Source organism: Zoogloea sp., assembly GCF_023150065.1.
In the GTDB taxonomy this organism is placed as follows: Bacteria; Pseudomonadota; Gammaproteobacteria; order Burkholderiales; family Rhodocyclaceae; genus Zoogloea.
In genome coordinates, this window is the sequence record NZ_JAKLLN010000007.1 from 116,610 (window position 1) to 143,257 (window position 26,648).

Annotated in this window: 21 protein-coding genes; 1 reads left to right on the top strand and 20 read right to left on the bottom strand. The window is 62.3% G+C overall.

Going from position 1 to position 26,648, the window contains the following annotated elements; genetic code table 11:
* Window positions 1-54: 54 nt before the first annotated feature.
* The 18 genes from L6Q67_RS10710 to L6Q67_RS10795 all read right to left on the bottom strand — a co-directional run bounded on the left by L6Q67_RS10710 (window position 55) and on the right by L6Q67_RS10795 (window position 22,385).
* Window positions 55-1,374, bottom strand: a complete 1,320-nt coding sequence (locus L6Q67_RS10710; RefSeq protein ID WP_296568992.1) for a putative O-glycosylation ligase, exosortase A system-associated — start codon at window positions 1,372-1,374, stop codon at window positions 55-57.
* 66 nt (window positions 1,375-1,440) lie between these two features.
* Window positions 1,441-2,403 (bottom strand): polysaccharide deacetylase family protein, encoded by a 963-nt coding sequence (locus tag L6Q67_RS10715; RefSeq protein ID WP_296568994.1) that lies wholly within the window; start codon window positions 2,401-2,403, stop codon window positions 1,441-1,443.
* Window positions 2,404-2,610: 207 nt separating this feature from the next.
* The gene (locus L6Q67_RS10720) at window positions 2,611-3,960 is read right to left on the bottom strand and encodes a phenylacetate--CoA ligase family protein (RefSeq protein WP_296568997.1); all 1,350 of its coding nucleotides are present in this window, start codon (window positions 3,958-3,960) and stop codon (window positions 2,611-2,613) included.
* Window positions 3,961-3,965: 5 nt separating this feature from the next.
* A complete protein-coding gene (locus L6Q67_RS10725) occupies window positions 3,966-5,066 on the bottom strand; it encodes a glycosyltransferase family 4 protein (protein ID WP_296568999.1) in 1,101 nt (366 codons plus the stop codon).
* Window positions 5,067-5,143: 77 nt separating this feature from the next.
* Complete coding sequence (locus L6Q67_RS10730) at window positions 5,144-6,349, bottom strand: TIGR03087 family PEP-CTERM/XrtA system glycosyltransferase (protein WP_296569001.1); 1,206 nt, start codon at window positions 6,347-6,349, stop codon at window positions 5,144-5,146.
* Between the two features lie 85 nt (window positions 6,350-6,434).
* On the bottom strand, window positions 6,435-7,643 hold the full coding sequence (locus tag L6Q67_RS10735; RefSeq protein WP_296569004.1) for a TIGR04063 family PEP-CTERM/XrtA system glycosyltransferase: 1,209 nt from the start codon (window positions 7,641-7,643) through the stop codon (window positions 6,435-6,437).
* Window positions 7,640-9,565 carry an XrtA/PEP-CTERM system amidotransferase gene (locus L6Q67_RS10740; protein WP_296569008.1) on the bottom strand — a complete coding sequence of 642 codons (1,926 nt, stop codon included), beginning with the start codon at window positions 9,563-9,565 and terminating at the stop codon, window positions 7,640-7,642. Before L6Q67_RS10740 ends, L6Q67_RS10735 begins: the two co-directional genes overlap by 4 nt.
* A gap of 38 nt (window positions 9,566-9,603) precedes the next feature.
* The gene (locus L6Q67_RS10745) at window positions 9,604-10,767 is read right to left on the bottom strand and encodes a TIGR03088 family PEP-CTERM/XrtA system glycosyltransferase (RefSeq protein ID WP_296569012.1); all 1,164 of its coding nucleotides are present in this window, start codon (window positions 10,765-10,767) and stop codon (window positions 9,604-9,606) included.
* Window positions 10,764-12,272 carry an exosortase A gene (gene xrtA / locus L6Q67_RS10750; RefSeq protein WP_296569017.1) on the bottom strand — a complete coding sequence of 503 codons (1,509 nt, stop codon included), beginning with the start codon at window positions 12,270-12,272 and terminating at the stop codon, window positions 10,764-10,766. Before xrtA ends, L6Q67_RS10745 begins: the two co-directional genes overlap by 4 nt.
* A 99-nt stretch (window positions 12,273-12,371) precedes the next feature.
* Window positions 12,372-13,409, bottom strand: coding sequence for a FemAB family XrtA/PEP-CTERM system-associated protein (locus tag L6Q67_RS10755; RefSeq protein ID WP_296569019.1), 1,038 nt, complete (start codon window positions 13,407-13,409; stop codon window positions 12,372-12,374).
* Between the two features lie 10 nt (window positions 13,410-13,419).
* On the bottom strand, window positions 13,420-14,289 hold the full coding sequence (locus L6Q67_RS10760; RefSeq protein WP_296569021.1) for an XrtA system polysaccharide deacetylase: 870 nt from the start codon (window positions 14,287-14,289) through the stop codon (window positions 13,420-13,422).
* Window positions 14,286-15,368, bottom strand: coding sequence for an XrtA/PEP-CTERM system-associated ATPase (locus L6Q67_RS10765; protein ID WP_296569024.1), 1,083 nt, complete (start codon window positions 15,366-15,368; stop codon window positions 14,286-14,288). The genes L6Q67_RS10760 and L6Q67_RS10765 overlap by 4 nt, the downstream gene beginning before the upstream one ends.
* A gap of 8 nt (window positions 15,369-15,376) precedes the next feature.
* A complete protein-coding gene (locus L6Q67_RS10770) occupies window positions 15,377-16,921 on the bottom strand; it encodes a TIGR03016 family PEP-CTERM system-associated outer membrane protein (protein WP_296569029.1) in 1,545 nt (514 codons plus the stop codon).
* A complete protein-coding gene (locus L6Q67_RS10775) occupies window positions 16,918-17,886 on the bottom strand; it encodes an XrtA-associated tyrosine autokinase (RefSeq protein WP_296569032.1) in 969 nt (322 codons plus the stop codon). The genes L6Q67_RS10770 and L6Q67_RS10775 overlap by 4 nt, the downstream gene beginning before the upstream one ends.
* 9 nt (window positions 17,887-17,895) lie before the next feature.
* Window positions 17,896-19,455 carry an XrtA system polysaccharide chain length determinant gene (locus tag L6Q67_RS10780; protein ID WP_296569034.1) on the bottom strand — a complete coding sequence of 520 codons (1,560 nt, stop codon included), beginning with the start codon at window positions 19,453-19,455 and terminating at the stop codon, window positions 17,896-17,898.
* A 59-nt stretch (window positions 19,456-19,514) separates the two neighbouring features.
* Complete coding sequence (locus L6Q67_RS10785; RefSeq protein ID WP_296569037.1) at window positions 19,515-20,120, bottom strand: XrtA/PEP-CTERM system exopolysaccharide export protein; 606 nt, start codon at window positions 20,118-20,120, stop codon at window positions 19,515-19,517.
* A gap of 200 nt (window positions 20,121-20,320) precedes the next feature.
* Window positions 20,321-21,613 (bottom strand): DUF1302 family protein, encoded by a 1,293-nt coding sequence (locus L6Q67_RS10790; protein ID WP_296569040.1) that lies wholly within the window; start codon window positions 21,611-21,613, stop codon window positions 20,321-20,323.
* Between the two features lie 25 nt (window positions 21,614-21,638).
* Window positions 21,639-22,385 carry an ABC transporter ATP-binding protein gene (locus L6Q67_RS10795; protein WP_296569042.1) on the bottom strand — a complete coding sequence of 249 codons (747 nt, stop codon included), beginning with the start codon at window positions 22,383-22,385 and terminating at the stop codon, window positions 21,639-21,641.
* 42 nt (window positions 22,386-22,427) lie between these two features.
* Here L6Q67_RS10795 and L6Q67_RS10800 point away from each other — a divergent pair, with 42 nt between their 5' ends.
* Window positions 22,428-23,210, top strand: a complete 783-nt coding sequence (locus L6Q67_RS10800) for an outer membrane lipoprotein-sorting protein (protein ID WP_296569044.1) — start codon at window positions 22,428-22,430, stop codon at window positions 23,208-23,210.
* Between the two features lie 117 nt (window positions 23,211-23,327).
* On the opposite strand, the gene rlmB is transcribed toward L6Q67_RS10800, so the two are convergent.
* Entirely contained in the window at window positions 23,328-24,074 is a 747-nt protein-coding gene (gene rlmB, locus L6Q67_RS10805; RefSeq protein ID WP_296569047.1) for a 23S rRNA (guanosine(2251)-2'-O)-methyltransferase RlmB, read from the bottom strand.
* Window positions 24,067-26,538 (bottom strand): ribonuclease R, encoded by a 2,472-nt coding sequence (rnr, locus tag L6Q67_RS10810; protein WP_296569050.1) that lies wholly within the window; start codon window positions 26,536-26,538, stop codon window positions 24,067-24,069. Before rnr ends, rlmB begins: the two co-directional genes overlap by 8 nt.
* Between the last annotated feature and the right edge of the window lie 110 nt (window positions 26,539-26,648).

A 26,648-nucleotide genomic window follows, 5' to 3' on the forward strand; every position in this document is an offset into this window, starting at 1 on the left:
CAAGGCTTGTACGAATGATCGACAACGGAATGGCTCGGCACTCGCGGAGGGCCTCTATCCGGACGACGAGATATCTGCTCGCTGCAGCGAGGAAGGAAGACCAGCCTTGGCCGTCGCAGGACCAGCCTCCTTTCCCACACGCTGCCGGTATGTCACCAGACATCCATAACCCGCTACCAGCATGACCATGATGTTGAAAGGCAGATCGAAGTAGGCAAGGCTGAGGAATGCGCCCCCGACTGCATAGCCGACAAGCGAAACCTGACACATTCCCGCCAGATTGAACAGCCACTTAAGCTCTTCGATATTGCGTGTCTCGGAACGCAGACGCCGGGCGACCCCCAGCGTGCTCAACCAGAGCAACAGGAACAGGACGAGCCCGATATAGCCATGCTCGCCGAGCACCGAGAAATAGATACTGTGCGCAACGTGAATATCCAGCGGGTTGGGCGCAAAGGCCGCAAACAGCTCTCCACTATAGGCTTCATAGCCCGCCCCAGTAATACGGCTGTTGGCGATATTGAAGGCCAGCCACCAGGCATTGATACGCCCCATGGCAGAGCCATCCTGCTCGTACTCGGCGATGGTGCTCATCCGCTCTTCCCACGCGGAGGGCATGAAAGCGACCAGCCCAACGGCGACAAAGCCGACGATGATCCCCATGGCGAGCTTCCGCTCGGACCGCATCCACATCACCGCGCCCATCGCTGCCAGCGCCAGCAACGCCCCTCGGGACTGAGTCCCCAGCGCCGCAGCGGCAGACAACAGCATCATGATGACAAGCCCCCGCCTGACCCAGACGTTCTCGGCCATGATCCGCAGATAATTCATCAGCGGAATCGTCATGATGAGCGCCACCGCAATTTCGTTGTTGCCCTCGATAAAGCCCCCTGGCGGCCCCCAGACGCGGGCATTGCCACCGGTGGAGATGGTGAAGAATCCACCCTTGAGACCATAAAAGCCGATCGAGATGACGCTTACCCAGATGAACCAGTCGATGTGCTTCTTCTCCTTGATCGCTGCAAGCGCAATCAGGGTCATCAACTGGATCTTCAGTACCTTCTTCAACTGAATGAACGAATCCGCAGGATAGTAGGCCGCCGCTGTGGTGATGCACATCCAGATCAGGAAGAGGATCAGGAAGATCACAGGCTTCTCACCCGGCAGCTTGAGTTCATCCTTCGTCACCAGCAGGGAAACGAGCGCAGCCACCGCGGCGATGGCCGCAAAGGGGAAATCCAGCGCAAACCCATAGGTCAGCCGGTGGGGGTTCATGATGCTGATCCAGGTCCACAGATTGACCGCCACATACGTATGGCGGACTGCCTTCGGCAGCACCCAGAGCACAAACAGGACGATCAGCAGGTCACGCATTGGCGCCCCCGACAGTGATCGCTCTTGACGGGAAAGACCCCGGAAACACGGAGAGGAAAGCGAAGCTCAAACCAGGGCCTCATCTGCGAGCAGGCGCCGGGAATGGCCCCTGAAGAAATTGTGCCCGAGACGCAGGGAGAAGCGCAGGGCATCCCTGTCCCAGGGGGTGAAACGCGGCAATTCGAACATGCCCGACTCGGGCCCGGCGGAGCCATAGGTGGTCGTAAATGCAGCCTCGTAGCCAAGCTCCCTGGCGATGCGTGCATGGACCGCCTGATAGTCCTGGTCGGGGCGTCCATTGGGATAGGCAAAATAGCGCGGCGCCCGCCCCAGCAGACGGGTCAGGTGAGCCCGGTTGTCGGCGATCTGCTGTCGTGCCTCGTCTTCCGAGAGGACTGCAAGAATCGGGTGATCCATGGTGTGCCCGCCAATCTCCATCCCCGCAGCCTGGAGTCGCTGCAACTGGGCAGTCGTCATCATCAGATCACGGGGAACCACGGCGCGGGTTTCGGTCACGAATCGGGCAAGGGCCTGCTGGCGCCCCTCCGGGGTGAGGTACTTGAGCTTCGGCAGAATGCGCTCGGTTAACCTGTGACGCTCGCTTTCCGTCGCCACGGAGCAGACCCCCAGGTCGAGCCAGCCCAGATCGAGGCTGTCCCCCTGGAAACCGCGCAGCGCCTCCCGTGCCACATCGTTCCACATGATGCCGCCATCCAGGAATCCACTTGCCACAAAGAAGGTCGCCTTGACGCCGTGCTTGAGCAGGATGGGACAGGCGATGGTGTAGTTGTCGGCGTAGCCATCATCAAAGGTGATGGCTACCGAGCGCGTCGGCAGGGTGCCGGCTTGCAGGCGGGACAGGGCCTCATCCATCGGCAGCACGTTGAAGAACTGCACGAGCGTGCCGACCAGCGCGTCGAAGCGGGCGGCGTGCATTTCGTCGGGGGACAAGGGATCCACCTCGGGAAGCACCCGATGGAAGATAAGCACGGTCAGCCGCTTGCTGTTGCCTCCCAGCAGGGAACCCATCCCCTCCAAAGCGAGTGACAATCCCTTATTCATCAAAACCATCCAATCCTTTGAGCACGCGGCTTAGCCGCTGGCTGATTGACACGAAAAGTAAGCCGCCCTGAGCAGACCGATCAATCGGCGGGCGGCGGCGTCAGACCCGGGGACCAGAGGGAACCAGCCGAGTATCGGCTCTTGCCGCCTCCGAAACTGACTACAGCGGGGCGATCAACGCTTGACGTGGCTCACAACATACCGGTTCTTGCCGGACTTTTCACGCGGGATTTCAGGCACTTCGTTAATTTCAACCTGCACCGACTCACCCAGCCTGGCGGCGAAATCACGACGGATGCGTAGGCGCTCGCCATCACCGAAGCGGGAATCGACGACCACCATCACCTCGGTGCGATCAAGGCTGTGCTGGATGATCTTGAAGCGCTGCACGCCCGGCAGATCGCGGACGGTGTAGATCAGGGCGAGGGCGTGGATGACCGTACCATCCGCGGCAACCACGAAATCGGTGGTACGCCCCTGGACCTCGCTCAACACCGGCAGCTTCACGCCGCAACTGCACTCCTGGGTGCCCAGCACCCCGACGTCGCCGGTGCGGTAGCGCACGAAGGGGAAGCCCCGGGTCGCCGTGTGGGTCACGACGATCTCGCCAGCCTCACCGGGGGCCACCGGCCGGCCTTCGGGATCGATCGTCTCGACAATGATGTCCTCCGCCGAGAGGTGGAGGCTGCCGTGGGAGCACTGGTGAGCGATGAAGCCCGCATCGCGGGAGCCGTAGCCGTTAGCCACCGGGCAGCCGAAGATCTCGGAGATCGACTTTTTCTGGTGCTCGTAGAGCATCTCGGAAGTGACGAAAGCCACCTTGATCCCCAGATCGTTCATGGGGATCCCCCATGCCCGCGCCTTTTCGGCAATGTGCGCGAAGGCCGACGGATAGCCGAACAACATGCGCGGCCGCAGCGAACGGATGGTCGCCAGCATCTCGCGAACCTTGTCGTCGGACATCTCGAAGGCCGGCAGCAGCCAGGTGCGCAGCAGGCGATCCCGCACCGCCTTGACCCGATCCTGGGCGCCCAGTTCGATGGGCGAGCCCCACAGCACGACTTCCGGATCACCGATATCCACGTCCCACCAGCGGGTGGCCCGCCACTTGGCGGCGATGTCGTGACTCTTCCGTTCCTTGCCGATGTAGAAGATCAGCGGCTCGCCACTCGACCCGCCAGTGTTGTAGCGCATCAGCGCCACCGCGTTGTCGGCGCGCAGGGCATCCGCATGCTCGCGGATGACCGGCTTGGTCATGAAGGGCAGACGCTGCAGATCCTCCACGCCACGGCACTGGCTGGGATCGAAGTTCAACTCACGGAACAAGTCCCGGAAATAGGGCACATGGGTGCCGATGTCCACCAGGAAGCTGCGCAGACGCCCGGCCTGGATGGCCAGGATTTCTTCCCGCGGCAGGTACTGGCTCTTCTCCAGTTCATGGAGACGCTCAACAGAGTTATGGGATTTCAGTTTCTCGTGGAGCGGAAAGATCACCCCCGAACACAAGCGCGTATACAGGCCCATTTCCATTAATCCTTGGCAAGCATGGCGCTACGGTAAGCCGAGAGCCATTTCTCGCGGATCACCGGCCATGCGTACTGTTTGACTTCCTCGCTGGCAGCAGCCGACAGGCGCTGCGCCTTACCTTCGTCGAGCAGCAGTTCGAGCATCGCCTCGGCCATGCGCTCCGGGGCGCGCGCCGGAACAAGCAGCGCGGTACGCCCGTGCTCGGCAATGAACGGCACTCCGCCCACATCGGTGGACACCACCGGCACCCCACTGGCAAAGGCCTCAAGAATGGAGATCGGCATGTTGTCGACGGTGCTCGGATTGAGCATCAGGTCGGCCGAAGCATAGAGGGCGGGAATCTTTTCATTGTCGATCCGCCCCGCGAAGGTCACTGCCCCTGCGATGCCCAGCGTCCTGGCCATGTTTTCCAGGTTCTGCAGTTCCGGACCGCTGCCGGCCACCGTCAGGGTGGCCTCGGGGATGCGCTTCAGCACCAGGGCAAAGGCCGACAAAACCGTAGGGATATCGTAGATCGGCTCGAGGTTGCGGGTCACCACAACATGGGGAGCGCGCCGCGCGCCACTCATGCTGCGCGGCACCGCAAAACGCTGGAGGTTGATGATGTTGGGGACGATCCTTGACTCGAACCCGAAGCGCCGAAACACGCCTTCGAGAAAGGCCGACGGCACGACCAGGCCGCTCGCACTGCCCAGGGTGCGATGGACAAAGCGCGGCGCAGCGGCAAAGAAGGGCTCGGCTTCACCGCCCCGATAATTGACGATCACCGGCGTGCCCCGGAGACGCGCGATCCAGATCGCGGGCGCCGAGAAGAGATGCCAGGACCAGCCCGAATTGGCCAGCACATGCATCACGTCACTGCGGCCACTGGCCCGCCAGAGCGCCAGCAAGTAGGGAACGAGGCGGGCAAAGGCTCTCAACACGGGCACCCGGCCGACGAAGGCGGGGCTGTAAGGAGCATTGGTGCGCACCAGCTCCACTTGAGCCCCCTCCCCTTCGAGCAGCCCAAGCAATTGCTTGCACTGGTTGGCCATCCCCCCGGAGGGTGGGGGAAGCGGCCCGACTACGGTCAGGCGCAGGCCCGAATATCGATCACCATCCATTACGCTCTTTCATTGAGTGCGACGACGGCCGACGACAGCGCACCCCAAGGCACCCGCGCCATCAACCGCCCGCGAGTTTAGCCCCGCCGACCGGCAAAGCGTGTGATGCATCGCTCAATGACACCATCAAGACGCCCCATGGCCCGCAACCATGTGTGATGGCTGAGCATTCTTTCGCGCCCGGCAAGGCTCAGACGCTGCCGTTCGGCCGGACTGGAGAGGATGCGCATGATCGCCCGGGCATAGTCGGCCGGCGTGTCCGCAACCAGAAAGTGCGCTTCATCCTGGGCATCAACCCCACCGGCCGCGATGGAGCTGGTGACCACCGGCACCCCCATGGCCATGGCCTCGAGGATCTTGTTCTGGGTGCCCCGGGCGATATTCAGCGGAGCAATGGTCAGCGCGGAACGCCACACGTAGGGGCGCACATCCGGCACAGAACCCGTCACCGTGACCCCGGGGAGCTCCGCCAGCTTGCGCACGCCGGGCGAGGGCTCGGCGCCGACGATGATCAGCTGGACATCAGGCCGGGCCGCCCGCAGGAGCGGCAGGGTGTCCTGGCAGAAGGTGGTCATGCACTCTTCGTTCGGGTAGTAATCCATCCGGCCGATGAAGCTGATGGTGCTGGCCTCGTAGGGCTCGGCCGAAGGGGAGAAGAAGGCCGTATCCACCCCGTTCGGAAACCAGTCGGAGAGCACGCCGGTGCCGAAGCTGTCCAGGGTCTGCTGCTCGGCAACCGTGGCCACCGCCCCCAGATCGAACTTGCGGGCGATGCGCTTCTCGGCCGACAAGATCTTGCGCCCCTCGAGCCAGTATCCCGCCGATACCGGAAAACGCTTGTAGCGCACATACTCAAGCCATTTCTGGGAGTCCATGTCGCAGTAATCGAGCAGCTTGGGGATGTGGCTCACATTCTCCACATAGCGCGCCACCGACGAGCAATGGACGATGATGAGATCCCACTGGCGGTCCTTCAACAAGCCGTTGATGCGCCGCTGCAGCTCCGGGGAATAGAAGTAGGCCTCGGAGGCAGAGCCCGAGGTGGGCAGACTGGCCACCATCCGCAGCACTTGCACCGGCGCCTTCACGGTGGCCATCTCGAAGCCAGCGCAGAAAGGCGCAATCCCCCTGCCCTCCTCGACTTCGTCCTCCGACCTGGCCAGGGAGCATACGGTGACCTTGTGCCCCTGCTCCGACAGATGACGGATCATGTGAAAGGCGCGAACCTTGGCCCCACCGACCGGCGGATAGGGAAAACGGTGGCAGATGAATAGTATGTTCATGGGAGCGAGGACGTCTCCGCGGGCAGCCGTGACAGCGCGACGGGAGCAGAGAAGAGGATGCTGGCCGCAGATATGCGGCCAGGCCTTAGCGGGGCAAGGTGCGGCCGTAAGCCGCCAGGGCACGGCCATAGACATCCTGGTAGCGTTCGACACTGCCTTTCCAGGTACGCTCGACCTCGACGAAGTAGCGGGCCTGGGTGCGAATCCGTGGCCACAACTCGCGCTTGTTGAGCACCTCGTCGATGGAGGCGGCCAAGGCCTGCTCGTCGCCTGCCCTGAAGAGGAAACCCGTTTCTCCATGGCGGACGAGCTCCTTGTGGCCACCGACATCCGAAGCCACGAACATGCGCCCCTGAGCCATGGCCTCAAGAGGCTTGAGCGGCGTGACCAGCTCGGTCAACCGGATGGGGATGCGCGGGTAGGCCAGCACATCGATCAGGTCGTAGTAGTCCTGGACTTCGGAATGGGGCACACGCCCCGTGAACACCACCTTGTCGGCGATGCCGAGTGCGGCCACCTGGGCCTTGAGATTGGCCTCCTGGGGGCCGCCACCCACCAGCAGAACCCGTAGATCGGGGCGCTGCGCGAGCAGGCTTGCCGACGCGGCGACCAGGAGATCCAGCCCTTCGTAACCGTAAAACGATCCGACGAAACCCACCACGGTCTTGCCTTCAAGGCCGAGACGCTGGCGCAGCACCGGGTCCGCATCACCGCGCAGCTGGAAGGAATCCACATCCACGGCGTTGGGAATCACGGTGATCTTGTCCATGGAAATCCCGCGCTCGGCGATATCCTTGCGCAGGCCCTCGCAGATCGTGGTGACCTGATCGGCACGGCGCAGGGCATAGGTCTCCATGGCCCGGGTCACCCGATAGCGCACGCTGCCTTCGGTGGTGGTGCCGTGATCGACCGCCGCGTCCTCCCAGAAGGCCCGCACCTCATAGACCACGGGAATCCCGTGGCGCTTGCCCACACGGAGAGCCGGCAGGGCATTGAGCACGGGGGAATGGGCGTGGAGCACATCCGGGCGAAGCTCGCGCACGAGTTCGTCAAGCCGCCGGGCGGTGAGGCGCATCTGGCTGATCAGCCCCTCGTCACCACGGTTCGGCGTGCGGTGGAACACCCAGCCCTCCGCCTGATCCGACCCACCATTGCCCGGCCCCTGTTTGGGGGTGGTCAGGTGAAAGGTCTCCCAGCCACGCAGGCGCTGCTGCTTGAGGATGGATGCGGTGCGGAAGGTGTAGCCGCTATGCAGCGGCAGGGAGTGATCGAGGATGTGGAGGATGCGGGTCATGCAGCCCTCCCGCCCAGGACGGGCATGGCGTTCTTCATGCTGTTTCGGACAAAGGCTTCAAACATCAGGATGGTCCAGATCGTGGAGCTGTAATCGCGGGCACCGGACTGGTGGGCCTCGACGACGTGGCGCAGATACTTCTCGTTGAAGAGCCCGGTTTCACGCAGGACATCGCCAAACAGCGCCTTCTGCACCCGTTCCTTGAGCGGCCCGCGGAACCAGCGGGCCAGCGGCACGGCAAAGCCCATCTTAGGGCGATACAGGACATCGTTCGGGAGCATCGGCTCCATGGCCTTCTTGAAGATGTACTTGCCTTCCTGCCCCTTGATCTTGAGATGGGTGGGCAGGCTGGCGAGCCATTCGACGAGGGGGTGATCCATCAGGGGCTCACGCACCTCAAGGGAATGGGCCATGCTGGCCCGGTCTACCTTGGTGTTGATGTCGCCCACCAGATAGGTCTTGATATCCAGGTACTGGATCAGCGCCAGGGCATCGTCGGTACCCGCGTTGGCGGCGTGACGGCGGAAGACCTCCAGGGCGTTGTAGCCCCCCAGCTGCTTGCGGAAGGACGACGAGAAAAGCTGACGCCGCATGTCGTCCCGCAGGATGGAGACGGAGTGGAAATAGGCTTGCACCGAATCGCGGGCCAGCGCCTGGAAGGTGGTCTTGGCGCGGAACATGCGCGGCGCCCAGTCGGCCTTGGGGTAGAGCTGGCCGAGCAGGCCGAACACCGGCTTGCGCACGGCGTGCGGCAGGCCGCTGCGCATCTTCTCTTCCATCATGTGGAAGCGATAGCGGCGGTAACCGCCCATGTTCTCGTCGCCACCGTCACCGGACAGAGCCACCGTAACGTGCTTGCGGGCCAGCTGACACACCCGATAGGTCGGGATGGCCGAGCTGTCGGCGTAGGGCTCGTCGTAAAGGGCTGCCAGGGTATCGATGAGGTCAAAGTCATCGGACTGGACCATCTCGACCCGGTGGTTGGTCTTGTAGCGATCGGCCACCATCTGGGCGAAGGCCGATTCATTGAAGGCCGGATCATCGAAGGCGATGGAGCAGGTATTGACCGGCTCGTCTGACAGACCGGCCATTGTCGCCACCACCGCGCTGGAGTCCACCCCGCCCGACAGGAAGGCCCCCAGGGGGACTTCGGCCACCATGCGCAGGCGCACCGACTCGCGCAGACGCTCGACCATCTCGGTCTGGGCGTCCGCCAGAGACATCTTGTTGTCTAGGGTGAAGCGCACATCCCAATAGGGCTTGGGCTCCGGGACCGGCTGGCCGTGGCGGATGGTCAGGGAGAAACCCGGCTCGAGCTTGCGGGCACCGGCAAAGATGGTGCGCGGCTCGGCGACGTAGCCAAGGGCAAAGTACTCTTCAACCGCCAGGGGGTCCATGCTGCGGTCGAGGCCCGGGTGCTGCATCAGCACCTTGAGCTCCGAGCCGAACATCAGGGTGCCGTCGTTCAGGATGGCGTAATACATGGGCTTGACGCCCATCCTGTCACGCGCCATGAAGAAGGTCTGGCGATTGCGGTCCCACAGGGCAAAGGCAAACATGCCACGGAAGCGCTGGACACATTCCTCGCCCCAGGACTCCCACGCATGCACGATCACCTCGGTGTCGCTGCGGGTGTGAAAGCGGTGCCCCAAGGCGGTGAGCTCGGGGATCAGCTCCTGGAAGTTGTAGATCTCCCCGTTGAACACCACCACCACCGACTCGTCCTCGTTGAACAGCGGCTGCTGCCCGCTGGAGATGTCGATGATGGAAAGGCGACGATGGGCCAGGGCAACACCCGGCTCAAAGTGATAGCCGCTCTCATCCGGGCCCCGGTGGAGCTGGATGTCGTTCATGCGCTGCATGAGCTCGCGCGGGAACATCTGCTTCGCTCGTGTATCGAAAAGTCCGGCAATGCCGCACATAGTTCCTAACCTTTATTCCGTCGCCTTGCCCGGGCAAGTCAATTTGAAAGTCCCGACAGGGATTGGTACAAACCCGCGTACTGCCCCACCATGCCGTCGAGACTGAAGTTCGCCTCGACGCGCTTGCGCCCTGCCCTGCCCTGCTCGACACCGAGCTCCGGACGGGACACGTAACGCTCAAGCGCATCAGCCAGCAGGGCCGGATCCTGGGGGGGCACCAAGGTGCCGGTCACCCCATCGTCCACCAGCTCGCCATTGCCCCCCACTGCCGTGGCCACTACCGGCAAACCGCCTGCCATGGCCTCGAGGATGGTGTTGGAAATCCCTTCCGCCTGAGAGGGAAGCACGAAACAGTCAAAGCCCCGCATGACATTCGGCACATCCCCCCGCTCACCGGCCAACCAGACGTGATCCTGAACACACTCCCGCGCAATCTTGGTCTCAAGAGCGCCTCGCATCGGCCCATCACCGGCAAGCACCAGACGTGTGCGGGGCGCCAGATCAGGCCGCCGCCGGATGAGCAGCACGAAGGCGCGCAGAAGATTCATCTGGTCCTTCACCGCCTGCAGGCGCCCCACCGTGCCGAGGACATAAAGCCCTTGATCGTTGAACGGCGAGCCCTCGATCAGGGCCCGCTGCGGCCCGCGTGCTTCGAAGCGGGTCAGATCCACCCCGTTGCAGATCCGCGTCACCTTACCTTCCGGAACCCCGATGGCCTCTCGCAGATAGGCCTTGAGATGCCCCGAAAGCGCGATGTAATGGGTCACGAAAGGACGATGGAGTCGCCGGATCAAGCGGTACTTGGGGTTGGTCCCGTCCGGATCGGTGACATCCCAGCCATGCTCGCCATGGATGCGCACCGGCACACCCGCGAGCCAAGCCGGAAAGCTTGTTTCAAGCGCTGCAAGGTTTCGGGTATGCACGACGCCCGGCCGATACTTCCGGAACAGACGGAAAAGCGCAGGAAAAAGCTTGAAGCTATGCCCGGGAGGTTTGTGCAGCGCGACAAATTCTACATCCGGGCGGGTCACCCGGGCGCAGAAGCCCGGGTCACATTTTGTCAGAGCAACCACCACATGCCGGAAACGTCGGGCATCCAGGCGATTGATCAGATTCACCACGCCGTTCTCAAGCCCGCCAACAGCGAAGCTGAACACCACATGCATCACGAGCAGCCGCTCGTCCTTTGCTGTCGGGCTCATTGCTGAAGGGGCCTGGCGACGGCGGTGATCTGGTCGAGGAGCGCCCGTCCATTGGCCTGGTGGAAGGCCTGCAACGCAGCGCCAGCCTTCACGTCATCCTCGGCCGAGGCCCAGACGGCACCATATACCGACGTGTCAGGATGCCCTTGCAGGCGCCCAAGCACCAACAAACCCTTGGCCAGGTAGTCACTGGTCACCAGGCGGCCATTGATCCAGTAGCCCGACCACACCAAGGCCTTGACCGACTCCCCGGACATACGCGTTGCAAGCCAGCGACCCGCGCCAGAATCCGGCCCCTGGGCTTCATTCAGGCGGTTCCAGTGCGAATCATTGGGCAGCAACAGGGCGTTCTGGCTCTGCACAAGCTCATGCCCGGGCTGCTGATTGGCGTAGCTGGCGATGTAAACCGAGACGACATGCGTACCATCCGTGTAGTGGCGAAGGCTGTCCTCCCGATAGCCCATGAACGAGGGCTTGAAGCTTGCACTCGGGGCACTCGTCTCCGTCCACGGCGCAGCCACCACCAGCGGGGGAATCGGGGACGCGGTTTCCGGGTGCAACAGCTCGAAGTGCTCGACGTAGCGCAACGCCAGGGGTGCAAGCACGATCGCCAGGGCCAGCGGCAGAACCCGTACAAAGCCCGCGCGAGGCTCGGACCCCGCCATGGACAGCGGCCGCGACGCTTCGACGGGATCAAGATCCTCACGCCAGCGCCCGCCGATCCAGAACATCAGGATGATGACGATGCCGAAGAACAGCCACCCGTAGAGCAGATGATCCACGCCGGTCGCAATACGGTTGTCGCTCAGATAGCCGAGCATGACGATCATGTACGCCCGGAGCCAGTTGGCGATGATCGGCACGATAATCGCGGCGGCCACGAAGAGCAGACGACGGCTCAGGGAGCGATAACTCAGATAGGCATACAGCGTGCCGACCATCAGGGAGGCGATCAGATAGCGCACCCCGCTGCAGGCCTCGACCACCGACCAGCGCCCGTTGGGGATGACGAAATGAAGCCCCTCCTGGTACACCGGTACGCCGGAGAGGCGCACCGCGGCCACGGTGAACTCGGCCGTGTAGTCCATCATGACGGGCAGCAGGAATTCCCCTATCGGCACGCCGAAGAGCAGGAACAGGATGGGAAAGGCCAGGGGACGCGCCAGCCGGAAGCCAAGCACACCGATCAGGCTGAAGACCAGCACGAAGGCCAGCGCGGCGTGGGTTACCGAGGCAACGCTGGCCAACTCCCCCAGCAACCAGCCGAAGCCGGCAGCCAGAATGGGCAGCGCCATGATCAGCGCGGGCTGCACCGACAGGCCGGCGAGACGATCCCGGTTGCGCCACGCCAGCCATCCGGAAATGGGCAGTACCAGCAGGCCGTGGGCAAAGGTGTCGGAACGCCACCAGATGGACGAGACCTCCTGGGCCGTGCCGAAATACCAGGCGACCACCCAGACCAGGACGGCCGCAATGGCGGAGAACACCTGCACAAGCGGACTCATGAAGTTTTCCTGTGTTGTCGATGGTGGGTCTGCGCATCCTGCCGTCTGTGTGGACGCAGCGTGCAGGCGGATGCAACAGGCATGGTACGGTCCGGCCCCTTAGCCAAGGTTGCGGACCAGGGTCGGTCCGAGACGATTGGCAACCCCGAGGGGCAAACGCCGCCACAAGGCGATGAAGGCGCGGTACTTGGGGTTCAGGGGGTTGTTCTGAGGAATGGCGTCCCGCTTGAAAAGACGGTACTCATACGACAGCGGAGTCGGCTCGAAACCCCAGTTCTTCTTGAAGCTGAAAGGGCCGGTGCCCGCCTTGCTGCGGCCGTAATCGAAGATGCGGCAACCCCGGGCGCAGGCATGGCGCATCAACTCCCAGTACTTGAAGTCGTTGGCGGCCAGGTCTCGCGCGGCCAGATCGTCCCCTGCGTAGTAGGGCAGGATCTCTTCGCGGAAATAGAAACTCAGCACGCTGGAGAGGAGCTTGCCATCGGCGGTGGTCACGGTGAGGATGTCGCAATCCTTGCCGAAGACCGACAACAGCGCCTGAAAGAATTTCTTTGACAGGGCCGGCGTTCCGTGTCGCAGCACGTTGTCGGAGTACAGGGCGAAAAAGCGATCCGGTGTGCTGTCAAAGCTGGCCACCAGGCCATTCTTGATGCCCTTCCGGACCATCGCACGCTGCTTGCGCGGAATCGCGGCCATGTTGGCCTCTTCGTCCGGAAAGATCTCCTTGCGGAAGGTGAAGTACACATCCTGCCGCGGCCAGTCCGTGTGACGGGCCAAGAGATTGCGGTACTCGAGATGCTGGACGCCAGCCTTGCGCGCCAGATCGTCAGCGGCTGCCTCAAGGGCTGCCACGGCTTCTGCGTCGTCTCCCGCAACGCCCCCGTAAACCGCAAAGGGCAAGGACGTCAGGGCGTGGCCGAACAGCCGGCTCTTCACTTCTGCCAGGGGCAGGACGGCAACGATGCTGCCGTCCCGCTCGGCGAGCAGGTAGTGGGTGCGATGACGGAAGACGTCCCGCATGATCCCCCGCCACTCGATCCGGTGAAAGAAGGTAGCGCCAGGGCAGGCAAACACGAACTCGTTCCAGCGCGCAGAGTCAGCCTCTGCGAAGGGACGCACTTTGACAACGGAAACCATGCTGGGAACCTTAAACTGACTGACTTCCTGCGGACAGGAACACTTCGTCCATCCGACCCCAGGAGAAATCCTGAAGAAGACGCTGAAGACGGGCCTCGGTTTGAGCGAGATTGACGTAATGCCTGAAGCGCGCCTTGGCTGATGCCTCATGCACCACGGGTTGCCCGGGATCAATCTCCCAAGGATGGAAGTAGAAGATTGCAGGCTTGCGATCTTCCTGATTGACCTTGCGAATACCCCACGCCGACACCGGGTAAGGCAGGAGGCGGAAGTAGCCACCGCCGCCCACCGGCCAGTTGCGACCAAAACGCCGCACCGTGGTGATGGGAATTTCAACGAGACCCGAGCCCACTGCGTACGGGAAGCGCGGGGCATCGGGAACACCGTAGTGGTCGTGCTTTACCGGATATACGCTGGAACTGTAGGCGTAACCGGCCTCTTCGATGCAGCCGTGGGCCCAGGGGTTGGACAGACCGACCGAGAAACTCGGCGCCCGATAGCCCCGCACCTCGCAGCCGCCGATGTCCTCCAGCACGACCTTGGCAAGCCGGATATCGGCCAGAAAGGCCTCCGGCGACTGATCGCTGGCCCGCTCGTGCGCATAGCCATGACTGGCGAGCTCGTGCCCACCGGCCACAATCTGCCGGACCAGCTCGGGATAGCGTTCAGCGATCCATCCCAGCGTGAAGAAGGTTCCACGGGCGCCGCTCTGGGCGAGCATCTCGAGGATACGTTCGACGTTGCGCTCAACCCGGCAGGGCGTGCTGTTCCAGACATCCTTCGGGAAGTGGGACGCCAGGGCCGAGACCTGGAAATAGTCTTCCACGTCAATGGTCAGGGCGTTTGTCACCCCTCCCCGGTCGGAATGCGATACGGTCATTTGGTCACCGCCTCTTTACCTTCTCCTGCTGCGGGCTGCTGCGCGGAGCCGATGAGCTGGCTGAGGGCATTCAGGGTGGTCGACAAGGTCCGTTCGAGCAGGGCCAGGCGCTCCTCGAAGCGCGCTGTGTCATAGCCAGGCCCCACGCCGGCGAGGGTCCGGGCGGCCTCCGGGTTGGCCAGGAGACGCTGAATGTCGATGGCTGCCGACTGAGCCTGGGGCGCTGCACTCTGAGAGGGCGAAGCGCTCTGGAGTGCAGCCGGCACCACCTGCTCCTCACTCATCTCCGCGGCAACCTGCTCGACCAGCTCGGCACCGATCCGGCGCTGATCCCCCAGAAAGGCGGCCAGCATGATGCGGTCACACAGGGCATTGATGCGGCGGGGGATGCCCTGGCTGTGATTGAAGATGGCCTTCATGGCCTCGACATCGAAAGCCGGGTTGCCTTTCCAGCCAACACATCCGAGCCGGTGTTCCACGTAAGCCTGGGTTTCGGTGACATCCAGGGGACCGAGGTGATAGGACGCGATGACCCGCTGGCGCAGTTGCACCATCTCCGGGCTCTGCATGATGGTACGAAACTCGGGCTGTCCGACCAGGAAGCTCTGCAGCAGGGCGTGGTCTTCAAGCTGGAAGTTGGAAAGCATGCGCAGTTCCTCGACCGCGCGCTGCGTCAGGTTCTGGGCTTCGTCGACGATCAACAGGGCGCGCTTGCCGGCCGCCGTGGTGGACACGAGGAAGGCCTCGATCGCCAGCAGCAGGTCACTCTTGGCGAGATGCTTGCTGGGGATGCCGAAAGCGGCGGCAACCAGCCGCAGGATGTCGTCCGCATCAATCTGGGTACTGACCAGATTGGCCGCGACGATCTTGCCGGGGTCAAGCTTTTCGAGGAGGCTGCGTACCAGCAGTGTCTTGCCCGCCCCCACCTCGCCGGTCACAACGATGAAACCTTCGTTCTGGTGCAGTCCATACTCGAGATAGGCCATCGCCCGGCGATGACCACGACTGCCATAGAAAAAGGAGGGGTCCGGATTCAACTGAAAGGGTTTGCCTCGCAGACCGAAATAAGCTTCGTACATGAGTGCTCTCAGAACCGGATGGAAACCGAGCCGATGACGGCGTTCTCGGTATAGGACGTAGTCCCCTTGCCCTCACTGTTGCGAATCATCAGGGAGCCGTTTGTCTTGGGGGAGAACTGGGTCATGACGCCGGCCGTAACGCGACGGGTGCGATTGCTCAGATCGACACCGGTGGTCGAGCCCTCCTGCTGACTGCGCATCAGCGTCAGGCCCACGGTGGCCGAGGTGATCGGGGTCATCTGATGGGTAAGACTCACCGTGCCACTCGTATCCTTGATACGGGTGTTGGAGGAGAAATCCGGTCCGAGCGAAAAGTCCTGGGTGGTCAGGGCCGAACGCTCCGACCGATACACGGTGAACTGGAGCGTGTTTCTCGGGCTGGTCACCATCATGTCCAGGTTGATGCGTCGATCAAGGAAGACTCCGCTCGACAGCACTGCCTGGCTGGTTCCCAGACGTGCCGGCAGGCCCCGGTCGGCAATGTAGGCACGAACAAAGGCGTCCCGCTCGGCAAAATCCGGGAAGCGTGCGGCCGTCATCGACATCAGCAGGCCGTATGTATCGAACTGTGCCACCGAGTTGAGGGACTGGCTGGTATTGCTCGCGTCCTTCGAATAGCGCGCCGAAATCACGTAGCGGCCACTCTGGTGGCTGGCACTCATCAGGTAGCCGGGGCCGAAGAAACGGTCCTCCCACAAACCGGAGAACTTGGTCTGGGGGCTCGCGACCCAGTCCAGACCGACGCCGGTGATGGTCGAGCGCTTGTCGTCCACGGTACGAAAGTTATTGGACTCCGAGCCTGCGATGAGGCGCATCTGTACCTGTGGATTGAACTGGAACAGGGCACTGCCGCGAAGCGAGCTGTTGTTCAGATCACGCCGGTCGGAGTACTGGATGATGCTGTCGGAGAAGGCCAGAGACCAGCCCGCCTTGCCGAACGCGTTCGGGTCGGTGAGGTTGGCCGACAGGGTATGCGTCTGCATCTTCTGCATCACCGTCGACGATGTATCCGTATCAGCGAGCGAATAGCGCACTTCGGCCTTCCCGGTGGACGCGAAACGCCCGATCAGGTACGGACTGACGACGATGTTGCGGACGCTCGTCTGGTTGCCGCGCCCGGTCAGGTTGTCGCCGGACTGGACGCCAAGGCTGGACAGCGCCTCCTGGCTTACCGAAGCCCTGAGATCGACAAAAGCCAGGTTCTCCCAGGCCGTCACCTTGCCGTCACCGCGCAGGGTCAGGAAGCCACGGCTGAGGTCCGAATCCCGACCGTACAGGGATGCATTGAACGCTGCCTGCAGGTTTCCCGAGACCCGCCCGCCGTTGGACCGCGCGGTCACGTTCGGGCTGATCATGGTGATCCAGTCGCCTTTGGCATCCGGACCATTGCGCAGCTGGACGTTGTCGGTGATGGTTTCCGACACATTGACCGCGGTCTGGAAGATCGGTGCCTGGGCCTCGGCAAAGGCCGGGGTGGCGAACGCAGCAGACAGTGCAGCGAAGCACAGACTCGGCAGGGAGCCATGATGCCGGAGGTGACGACGGAGCTTCACGCGCCCTCCCTCGGTCCTTGACCGTAGCCGTAACCATAGCCGTAGCCGTAGCCATAGCCGTAGGAGCCACCACTGGTCTGCTGGGCCTTGTTGAGGAGCATCAGCCTGACCGGGCAGGAGTCGATGGTCGCGAGGGCCTGCTTGACCGCAGCCTGGGTGGTGCGATTCGATTCGACGACCATCACGATCTGCCCCATGTGCGTAGCCAGCACGCGGGATTCGGTCGTCACCAGAAGCGGCGGCGAATCAAACACGATGATCCGGTCGGAGTAACGATCGGCAAGTTCGGCCAGCAGGTGGTTCATGGCGTCACTGGCCAGCAGCTCGGTGGCCCGCGGGTGCGGCGTCCCCGCCGGCAGCAGGCTGAGCTTCTCGATATTGGTCTTCAGGAGCACATCGCCCAGCTGCATGTCGTTCGAGGTGAGCACGTCCATCAGGCCCTTCCGCGGCGGCAGGCCGAGGATGTTGAGCACGGACGGACGGGAGACGTCGGCGTCGATCAGCAGCACCGTGTGATCCAGCTCCATGGCCATGCTGATGGCCAGATTGATGGAGCTGAAGCTCTTGCCTTCGCCGGGCAGGGAGCTCGTGACCATGATGAGGTTGGCGTTCTTGACTTCTGCAGCCCCCTTGCCCTGCACATTGCGCAGCAGCGGACGCTTGACGATGCGGAACTCGTCGCCGATCAGCGAACGCGGCGCATTGGGGGTGACGATACCGATGGAGTGGAGACGATCAAGATCGATATCGACGAACCGGTCGGGATTGTGCACCCGGGGCGCCGCCGGAGCCGCAGCAGCCGGCGCCTTCACTTCGGGCTGCGCGACGGCAGCGGCGACGGGCGCAGGCTGGATTGCGGCGGCGGCCTCGGGAACAACGGGCTCCTGGCGTGCGGCGGCATCGTCATTACCAGCGGCGCGCTGGAGTTGCTCGAGCCGCTCGACGGCTTTTTCAATAATGCTCATATTCGCCCCTCAAGCCATTCTGGCCAGCATCAGCCAGACGGTCATAGCGCCAAACAAACCCACCAGGGCTCCCACCCCGCCAAGAAACGCGATCTTTCCACGCCGCAGGTTGCGCGCACGATCCGGATCGGAAATCATGCTGACCGCACCTAGCACAGCCAGGCCGGTCACGTCACGCAGGACGTTGGTGTCCGAGAACGTGGGACGGATCTGACTGATCAGGAAGCTGACAGCCGCACCCATCAGCAGGGCGGCAAGCCCTGCGGCAGGCATCAGAAGCAGCCGGTTCGGTGCTGCCGGCTTGTTCGGCACCGTGGGCGGATCGATCAGGCGGAAGTCCGCCACACCCGAAGTCGCTCCCATCTCGACGGCCATGGTGGCCGACTCACGACGGGCCACGAGCTGATCGTAGTTACGCTTGTTGACGTCGTAGTCCCGGTTGAGCTGGGTGTACTCCGCCTCGATCTGGGGCAGCATGCGGGAGGCCGCGGACAGGGACTGGACCCGGTTCTCATACTCGGAAACCCGGGCACGCAACGAGGCCACGTTGGCCTCCGCCTCGGCCAGGGACATCTTGAGTTGTTGATACACCGGGTTGGCGCTGGCCGAACTCGACATGCCGGTCGGCGCAGTCTTCTGGCGCGACTGGATCTCCTTGATCTTCTGGGCCTCGAGCAGCTCGATGGTCTTGCGGGCGCCGACCACATCGGGGTGCTGGTCGGTGTAACGCTGCAGCAGTCCATCCAGCGTCTTCTTCAGCGCCTCGATACGACCATCCAGCTCCGGGACAGAAACCGCAGCCAGCGCGGCGCTGCTCACATTGTCAGGGAGCAGGACCGGCTCCTCGCCAACGATCTGACGCTTGAGGGCATCCCGCGAGTTCTCTGCCTCGCGCAAGGCAAGGCGAGCCTGATTCAGCTGCTCACCCGCTTCATTCATCTTGGAGAAGTAATCTCGACCACCACTACCGACCGTCGAGAGATTGCGCAGCTTGTATTCCTTGAGACGGTTCTCAGCCTCTTCGAGCTTTTGCTCGTAGGCCTTGATCTGCTCTTCAATGAACTTGCGTGCCGTGTCCGAATCCTTGCGCTTGTCGCCAAGACCAGACTCGACAAACATGGATACCATCGACTGAACGACGCGCTTGGCGCGTTCGGCGTCCGTATCGGTGTAAGCGAGGGTGTAGAGGTTGTCCCGACCTGCGACACGGATCTCCAGCGCTTTCGTAACGCTGGCAATGAGCGCTTCCCGCTCTTCCTTGGTCTTGACCGTCAGGTCCAGGTCGGCCATGCGGATCAGCTTCTCCACGTTGGGACGGCTGATCAGCGTACGGCTGAGAATATTGATCTGCTGATCCACGTTGGGCTGCACGGCGAGCCCGGACATCAGCGGCTTGAGAATCGACTGGGTATCCACATACACCCGGGCCGAAGACTCATAGCGGTCAGGCAGCAGGTAAACCGTCGCCGCAGCGATCGGGCCGACGATCCACGCAGCAGCCAAGCCCCACCAGCGATAGAGCCACATGCCGCGGAGTATCACCGACAGCTGTCTTAGTATGTCTTCCATTGGGAGATTCCGAAGGCGACTCCCCGGAACAACCCGGGGAGGAGATCAAGAAGAATGGGTCAGAACCAGCTTTGAGGAATGATCAGCACATCGCCCGGCTTGAGCTCGACGTTTGCGGAAACGTCACCACGCTTGATGAGATCACGGAGACGGACGGAGTACTGCTTGCCGTTCTCGGAGGTGCGCAGCAGCACCGCCCTGTTGCCATCAGCAAAATCGGTAATGCCGCCCACGGCGATCATCAGGTCAAGCATCGTCATCTTCTGCTTGAACGGCAGGGTCATCGGCTTGGCGGCCTCGCCCACCACGCGAACCTGCTCGGAATAAGGACCGACAAAGTTGCTGACGATCACGGTCACGACCGGATCACGGATGTACTTGGCCAGCGCCTTCTCGATTTCGCGGGCCAGCGTCGACGCATCACGCCCGGCAGCCGGCAGGTCTTCAACCAGCGGCGTGGTGATCTTGCCGTCGGGGCGCACCGGAACCATCATTGACAATTCGGGATTTCGCCACACAACGATATTGACGGAATCACCCGGCCCGATCAGATAATTGTACTCAGCGTTCGCGGCAGCAGCCGGAGCGGCGGGATAAGGCGTCGCACAACCTGTCAGCCCAGCGGCAAGGCAGGCTAGTGCGCCTATCGTCAATAATCGTTTCATATAAATCTTCCCCTCAATTAGGCCCGTCTGCAGCCTTCTGATGATAACAAGCGGATATTACGGCAGCCCGGACGCGACTCCGGAGAAAAACGTCACGCCCCCCCGCAATGGGCACACGCCTTGACGATTCGGGCTTGGAGAAAATCCCCAAAAACACCCGAAATCGTCATATTGCGGCCCAGAACGGGACGACCTGACAACTAGAAAGACCAGCGTGCCTCGGTATAAACCCGATCACGATCGTCATAGCGACCAAACAGACCGGTGGGCTTGCCACCAAAGACATCCACACCGAAAGTAACCCGGAGGTTCTTGGCAGCAGACCACTTCACCTTCGGTCTGAACATGTAGTCGGTGCGGTTGAGCATGGAAACCAGCAGGGCCTCGGTCTCCCAGGCCTGCGTGATACGGGTATTCAGCAGGATGCTGGCCCCGCCCTCGGTACGATCCGCGCCGATGGACGGATCATGGTTGGCCGCGCGACGGGCAAAATACTGCACGTTGATGCGGCCATCATTGAACGCCGGCACATCGACCCCGATGACGTAATCAATGGTGTCCTGACGCACGAGCCCATTGGGGGCCGTCGGATCATCCGACAGGAACTGTCGCCCTCGCGTATGCACGGCCTCACCCTTGAGCACGAACTCCCCGAAATCCTTGGCCATCGTTGCGCCGATCTGGGTGATCCGATCATGGCGCGGCTGGAATTCGTTCACGCCAACGACGTAGAAAGTCTGGGCCACATCGAGGCTGCGGTAATAGAACCCGGATACATCCCAGCCACCGATCAGGCGGGACAGGCGCCCCCCCCAGTTGGTATTGCCCAGGGACGCATCCGGCTTGACCTCGCCACGCACGTTGGCCCCCCGGGGCAGCGGATAGAACTCGGCCCCGGGCTTGCCGATCCTGTCGTAACTGGGCGAGGGAATCCACACCAGTTCGGCGTGGGTCTCGCCAAAGTAGTACTCGGCACGAGCAGCCCACTGGGGAATGCGCAACTGCTCGAAGTCCGGCAGGTAGAACGAGCGCAGATCCCTGGCGGAGACCACGTCAGCAAAGAACAGGCCGACCATCTCGCCCCACACGATATGTTGCCGGCCGAGCCGGATGTCCACTTCGCCGGCGGAGAAATCCACATAGGTCTCGCGCAGATCAAACTGGTACTGCTGATCCCGACGCACGGCATCGGGGTAAAAGCCCGAATCAATGGCAAAAACCGCATCTGCATCGGCACGCCCGGAGATCTTCCACTTGAAACCGGACCCTCCGCCCTGAGCACTCAACTCCGCCCGGGACCGGGCCATCGACCAGTGGGCCTTGTCAGCATAGGTTCTCGCCAGATCAAACTGGAGGATGCCCCCTGTCTTGGTCTTTCCACCCTCGTCGAGCTCAAGGTCGAGATCGTCGTCGGCAGCAGCGGCCGGCCCCCCTAAGGCCAGCATCGCCAGGGTCAGGGCGATTACAGTGGGCTTTGAGCTGAAAAGATTCATCTATTCCTCTTACTTTGGATTGCGATCAGATGTCGGGATCGTCATCCGGCTTGCGTCGATCCTGAACGAACTTCCAGGCGCCATCGCGCTTCAGGCCGAGGGCGGTGATCTGACCGTCTTCCATCCTGACCAGGCGATCCGCCCGGTTCATGACCCGCTTGTCATGGGTGGAAAACACGAATGTCGTCCCGTCGTTCTGGTTGATGTCCCGCATGAGGTTGAGGATGCTCTCCCCCGTACGGCGATCCAGGTTGGCAGTCGGCTCGTCGGCCAGCACCACGCGGGAGTGGGTCACCAGCGCACGGGCGATGGCCACGCGCTGGCGCTGCCCACCCGACAGTTGATTCGGACGGTGATGCGCATACTTGGTCAGCCCGACCTTGGAGAGGTAATGACTCACCCGCTCCTTGCGCTCCTGGGCGGACAGCTCCGGCATCTGCAGAAGCGGGTATTCGACATTCTCGAAGGCAGACAGGACGGGCAGCAGATTAAAGGTCTGAAAAATGAAGCCGATGGTTCTCGCCCGCACATCAGCGAGATCATCCGGCGTCTGGCCCGACAGATCCTTTCCTTCGATTTCAACACGCCCCTTGCTTGGCGTATCAATGCACCCCATGATATTGAGCAGCGTTGACTTTCCACTTCCGGACGGCCCGGCGATGGCCATGAAAACACCCTCTTCAACGGTCAGTGACACCCCTTCCAGCGCGGTAACCTCCTGGTCGCCAAGAAGATAAGTCTTGCTTAAATCGTCAACACGGATGATCGGCATTTGTGCACTGAACTATGTTGTTTGCTTCCTAAGGATAACACCATGAGCTTCAACTTTTACTTGCCCGGCTTGCGCGACAGCTGCAGGACGCTCATGACAGTGGCCGCCATCGGACTGTCGGCCTTCGCCCTTGCCGATGACGTGGAGACGGCCCGCAACGTGGTTGCCCGCTCCGATGAAGTGCGCTTTCCCCGTGACGGCTTCCAGGTACAGATCAATATCGAGTCGACCATCCCCGGTGAGCCCATGGAAGAAAGAAAGTACCGGATTCTCTCCAAGGGCAACGAGAACACCATCGTGCAAACCCTCGAACCGGCCACCGACCGTGGACAGGCCATGCTCATGCGGGGCCGCGACCTGTGGGTCTTCATGCCGAACATTTCCCAGCCGGTGCGCCTGTCGCTGGCCCAGCGCCTGACCGGCCAAGTGGCCAACGGTGACCTGGCGCGCGCCAACTTCTCCGGCGACTACGAACCCAAGATCCTCCGTACCGAGACGATCGACGGAGAGAAGATGTATGTGCTGGAGCTCACCGCGGTGGACCGCGGCGTGACCTATGCCAAGGTTATCTACTGGGTCAGGCAATCGAACAACTGGCCCCATCGGGCCGAGTTCTACTCCCTCTCCGACCGTCTGCTCAAGGTGACCCGTTACGAGAAGTTCCAGAATCTGGGGGGGCGTATCCGCCCCACCCAGCTGGTGATGGAAGATGCCCTCAAGAAGGGCGAAGTGTCAGTGCTGCGCTACTCGCAGATGGCCGCCAAGGATCTTCCGGACCGGGTGTTCACGAAGCAGTACATGGACAAGCTCAACCGGGTCGATTGAAGCACACGAGGCAGCCAGTTCACGCACAAAAAGCCCGGCATGGCCAGTAAATGGCTGCCGGGCACCCCACGACACACAATCCGTATCAGGTCAGGCGGACTTCATAGGTAATGAATCTCAGCCGCCCCGCTGGCGACGCGCCTCGAAAAGGCAAAGACCGCTGGCGACCGACACGTTGAGGCTTTCGACGGTGCCGTACATGGGAATGCTGATCAGCTCATCACAAGTCTCGCGGGTCAGACGACGCAGGCCATCCCCCTCGGCACCCAGCACCCAGGCAATCGGCCCCTTCTGGTCCACCGTATAGATGGATTTTTCCGCCTCCCCGGCCGCCCCCAGGATCCACACGCCAGCCTCCTGCATTTCACGCAAGGCCCGGGCGAGATTGGTTACCGTGATGTAGGGAACCGTATCCGCCGCGCCACTCGCCACCTTGATGGCCGTGGCGTTCAGGCCAACGGCCTTGTCCTTCGGCGCAATGACCGCATGGGCACCTGCCGCATCGGCCACCCGCAGACAGGCCCCCAGGTTATGCGGATCCTGGATGCCATCCAGCACCAGCAACAAGGCTGGCTCAGTCAGGCCGTCCAGCACATCGGGCAGCTTCAGCTCCTTGCGACGGCCGTCCACCCGGGCAACAACCCCCTGATGGCGGCGGGTCCCGACCATGCGGTCAAGGCGTTCACCTTCGGATGGAATGACGCGGGCTCCGATCTGCTCTGCATGACGAAGCAGATCCCTGGCGCGGGCATCATTGCGCTGGGCGTCGGTGAAGATCTCGAAAATGCCCTCAGGATCCTGACGAAGCTTGGCGAGAACGGCATGAAAACCGTAGATGAGACGGGAACTGGTGTTGTCAGACACGAGACTTGGCTTTCTTCTTTGTGCTGTCCGCTGCGCTCTTGCGCGGCTTCGCGGTTTTGGCCTTGGCTGCGGCCTTGGTCTTTGCTTTCACAGCCTTTGGCGCGGGCGCCGATTCTACCGCCTCGAGAGGCACTTCGGGCTGGCTTGGGGAAGCAGAACGACGGCGCCCCGTCGAGGCAGCGGCCACTGCAACGGGAGCCGGCTCGGATGCGACGCGCGCCGCCTTGGTGCGCGCCGTCTTCCCCACCCGCTCCGTGACACGCTCCGGCCCCTGCAGGAGGCGAAAGTCGATCTTGCTGGCCTCCATATTGACCCGCACCAGTTGCACCCGCACCTGATCGGACAAGCGGTAGCGCTGGCCGCTGCGCTCCCCCACCAAGGCGTGCTGGGCATCGTCGAAGTGGAAATAGTCGCTCCCCAGATCGGAGATATGCACGAGCCCCTCCACGAAGACATCGTGAAGCGCCACGAAAAGCCCGAAGGGCACCACCGCCGACACGCTGCCCTCAAACTCCTCACCGATCCGGTCCTGCATGTAGTAGCACTTGAGCCAGTTCTCCACATCCCGGTCGGCTTCGTCGGCGCGACGTTCGGTCATCGAACAATGCATCCCGATCGCGTCCCAGTCGCCGTTCTCCTGCGCCGGCACGTATTGCTGCCCCAGCAGCGCCGCCTTGATGGCACGATGAACCAACAGATCGGGGTAGCGCCGGATGGGTGACGTGAAGTGGGTATAGGCCTCATAGGCAAGGCCGAAGTGCCCGACGTTGTCGGGGCTATACACTGCCTGGCGCAGGGAGCGCAGCATCACCGTCTGAAGGAGTTGCAGATCAGGGCGCTCCTTGATGCTCTCCAGCAAGCGGGCGTAATCACCTGCCTTCGGCTCCTCGCCGCCGCCCAACTGCAGGCCGAACTCGCCGAGGAAGTCCCGCAGCTTGGCGAGCTTTTCGGGGGTCGGACCTTCGTGCACCCGGTACAGCGCCGGATGCTCCTGACTCTGCAGGAACTCGGAGGCACACACATTGGCAGCCAGCATGCATTCCTCGATCAGGCGATGGGCGTCGTTGCGGCTCTCCGGAATGATCTTCTCGATTTTCCCGTTGTCGTCGAACACCATCCGGGTTTCCTGGGTCTCGAAATCGATCGCCCCCCGTTTTGCCCGGGCCTTCAGCAGCACCCGGAAGAGCTTGTCCAGGTTCTGCAAGTGGGGGAGCAGGCCGCCCACGACTTCAAGGGCAGCCGGATCGTTTTCATACAGCGCTGCCGCAACCTGGTTGTAGGTCAGGCGTGCCTTCGAGAACATCACCGCCGGATAGAAGCGGTACTGCTTGATCACCCCGGTCTGGGAGATCGCCATGTCACACACCATGCACAGGCGCTCGACCTGCGGATTCAGGGAACACAGCCCGTTGGAGAGCTTCTCCGGCAGCATCGGAATGACCCGGCGCGGGAAGTAAACCGAATTGCCCCGATCGTAGGCCTCGCCATCCAGCGCCGAACCGACGGTCACATAATGGGAGACATCAGCGATGGCCACGACGAGCCGGAAGCCCCGCCCCTGGCGCTCGCAATACACGGCATCGTCGAAATCCCTGGCCGTTTCACCATCGATGGTCACCAGCGGAAGCGCGGTGAGATCTTCCCTGCCCTTCCAGTCCATCTTGCGAACCTTGTCAGGCAGGCGTCGGGTCTGCTCCTTCGCAGCCTTGCCGAACTCGAACGGCAACTCGTGTTTGCGCAGGGCGATCTCGATCTCCATGCCGGGATCGGCATAGTTTCCGAGCACTTCAACAACCTTGCCGATCGGCTGTGCATAGCGGGTCGGCTGTTCGACCAGTTCCACCACCACCACCTGCCCCGCCACGGCCTTGGATTTGGCGCCCGGGGCGAGCAGGATCTCCTGGGAGATGCGGCGATTCTCGGGGACAACCAGGGTCACCCCGTTCTCCACCAGCACCCGGCCGACCACCCGGGTGTTGGCACGCTCCAGCACCTCGACGATCTTGCCTTCCGGCCTGCCGCGTCGATCGAGGCCCGCAATACGCACCATCACCCGATCACCGTGAAGCACCTCGCGCATCTCGTTGGGCCCGAGGAAAACATCAGCCCCCTCCTCGTCTGTCACCACAAAGCCGTAACCCTCGGGGTGCCCCTGCACCGTACCGCGGATGAGATCCGCCTTGGCGGGCAACAGATAGGCACCACCCCGGTTGCGCATGACCTGGCCGTCACGCTGCATTGCAAACATGCGACGTTCAAAGAACTCCATCTCCACCGCCTGGATGTCCAGGGCGGTCGCGAGATCAGCAAACAGTAGAGGGACGCCATGCTCGGCCAGCGTCTGAATGATGAATTCCCGGCTCGGCAGCGGAAAATCGTACTTCTGGGACTCCCGCTCAAAGAAAGGATCGCTGCGACGCAGCTTGCTAAGTTTTTTAGTGTTTTTGGCTTTTGATATTGACACGGATAATTTCTACTCTATAATTTTGAGCTCGTTGCCCAGATGGCGAAATTGGTAGACGCGCTAGTTTCAGGTACTAGTGCCGCGAGGCGTGGAGGTTCGAGTCCTCTCTG

Excerpts from the sequence above, each read along its gene's own strand:
- L6Q67_RS10710 (WP_296568992.1), bottom strand. The coding sequence starts at position 1,374 with ATGCGTGACCTGCTGATCGTCCTGTTTGTGCTCTGGGTGCTGCCGAAG.
- L6Q67_RS10715 (WP_296568994.1), bottom strand. The coding sequence starts at position 2,403 with ATGGGTTCCCTGCTGGGAGGCAACAGCAAGCGGCTGACCGTGCTTATC.
- L6Q67_RS10720 (WP_296568997.1), bottom strand. The coding sequence starts at position 3,960 with ATGGGCCTGTATACGCGCTTGTGTTCGGGGGTGATCTTTCCGCTCCAC.
- L6Q67_RS10725 (WP_296568999.1), bottom strand. The coding sequence starts at position 5,066 with ATGGATGGTGATCGATATTCGGGCCTGCGCCTGACCGTAGTCGGGCCG.
- L6Q67_RS10730 (WP_296569001.1), bottom strand. The coding sequence starts at position 6,349 with ATGAACATACTATTCATCTGCCACCGTTTTCCCTATCCGCCGGTCGGT.
- L6Q67_RS10735 (WP_296569004.1), bottom strand. The coding sequence starts at position 7,643 with ATGACCCGCATCCTCCACATCCTCGATCACTCCCTGCCGCTGCATAGC.
- L6Q67_RS10740 (WP_296569008.1), bottom strand. The coding sequence starts at position 9,565 with ATGTGCGGCATTGCCGGACTTTTCGATACACGAGCGAAGCAGATGTTC.
- L6Q67_RS10745 (WP_296569012.1), bottom strand. The coding sequence starts at position 10,767 with ATGAGCCCGACAGCAAAGGACGAGCGGCTGCTCGTGATGCATGTGGTG.
- xrtA (WP_296569017.1), bottom strand. The coding sequence starts at position 12,272 with ATGAGTCCGCTTGTGCAGGTGTTCTCCGCCATTGCGGCCGTCCTGGTC.
- L6Q67_RS10755 (WP_296569019.1), bottom strand. The coding sequence starts at position 13,409 with ATGGTTTCCGTTGTCAAAGTGCGTCCCTTCGCAGAGGCTGACTCTGCG.
- L6Q67_RS10760 (WP_296569021.1), bottom strand. The coding sequence starts at position 14,289 with ATGACCGTATCGCATTCCGACCGGGGAGGGGTGACAAACGCCCTGACC.
- L6Q67_RS10765 (WP_296569024.1), bottom strand. The coding sequence starts at position 15,368 with ATGTACGAAGCTTATTTCGGTCTGCGAGGCAAACCCTTTCAGTTGAAT.
- L6Q67_RS10775 (WP_296569032.1), bottom strand. The coding sequence starts at position 17,886 with ATGAGCATTATTGAAAAAGCCGTCGAGCGGCTCGAGCAACTCCAGCGC.
- L6Q67_RS10780 (WP_296569034.1), bottom strand. The coding sequence starts at position 19,455 with ATGGAAGACATACTAAGACAGCTGTCGGTGATACTCCGCGGCATGTGG.
- L6Q67_RS10785 (WP_296569037.1), bottom strand. The coding sequence starts at position 20,120 with ATGAAACGATTATTGACGATAGGCGCACTAGCCTGCCTTGCCGCTGGG.
- L6Q67_RS10790 (WP_296569040.1), bottom strand. The coding sequence starts at position 21,613 with ATGAATCTTTTCAGCTCAAAGCCCACTGTAATCGCCCTGACCCTGGCG.
- L6Q67_RS10795 (WP_296569042.1), bottom strand. The coding sequence starts at position 22,385 with ATGCCGATCATCCGTGTTGACGATTTAAGCAAGACTTATCTTCTTGGC.
- L6Q67_RS10800 (WP_296569044.1), top strand. The coding sequence starts at position 22,428 with ATGAGCTTCAACTTTTACTTGCCCGGCTTGCGCGACAGCTGCAGGACG.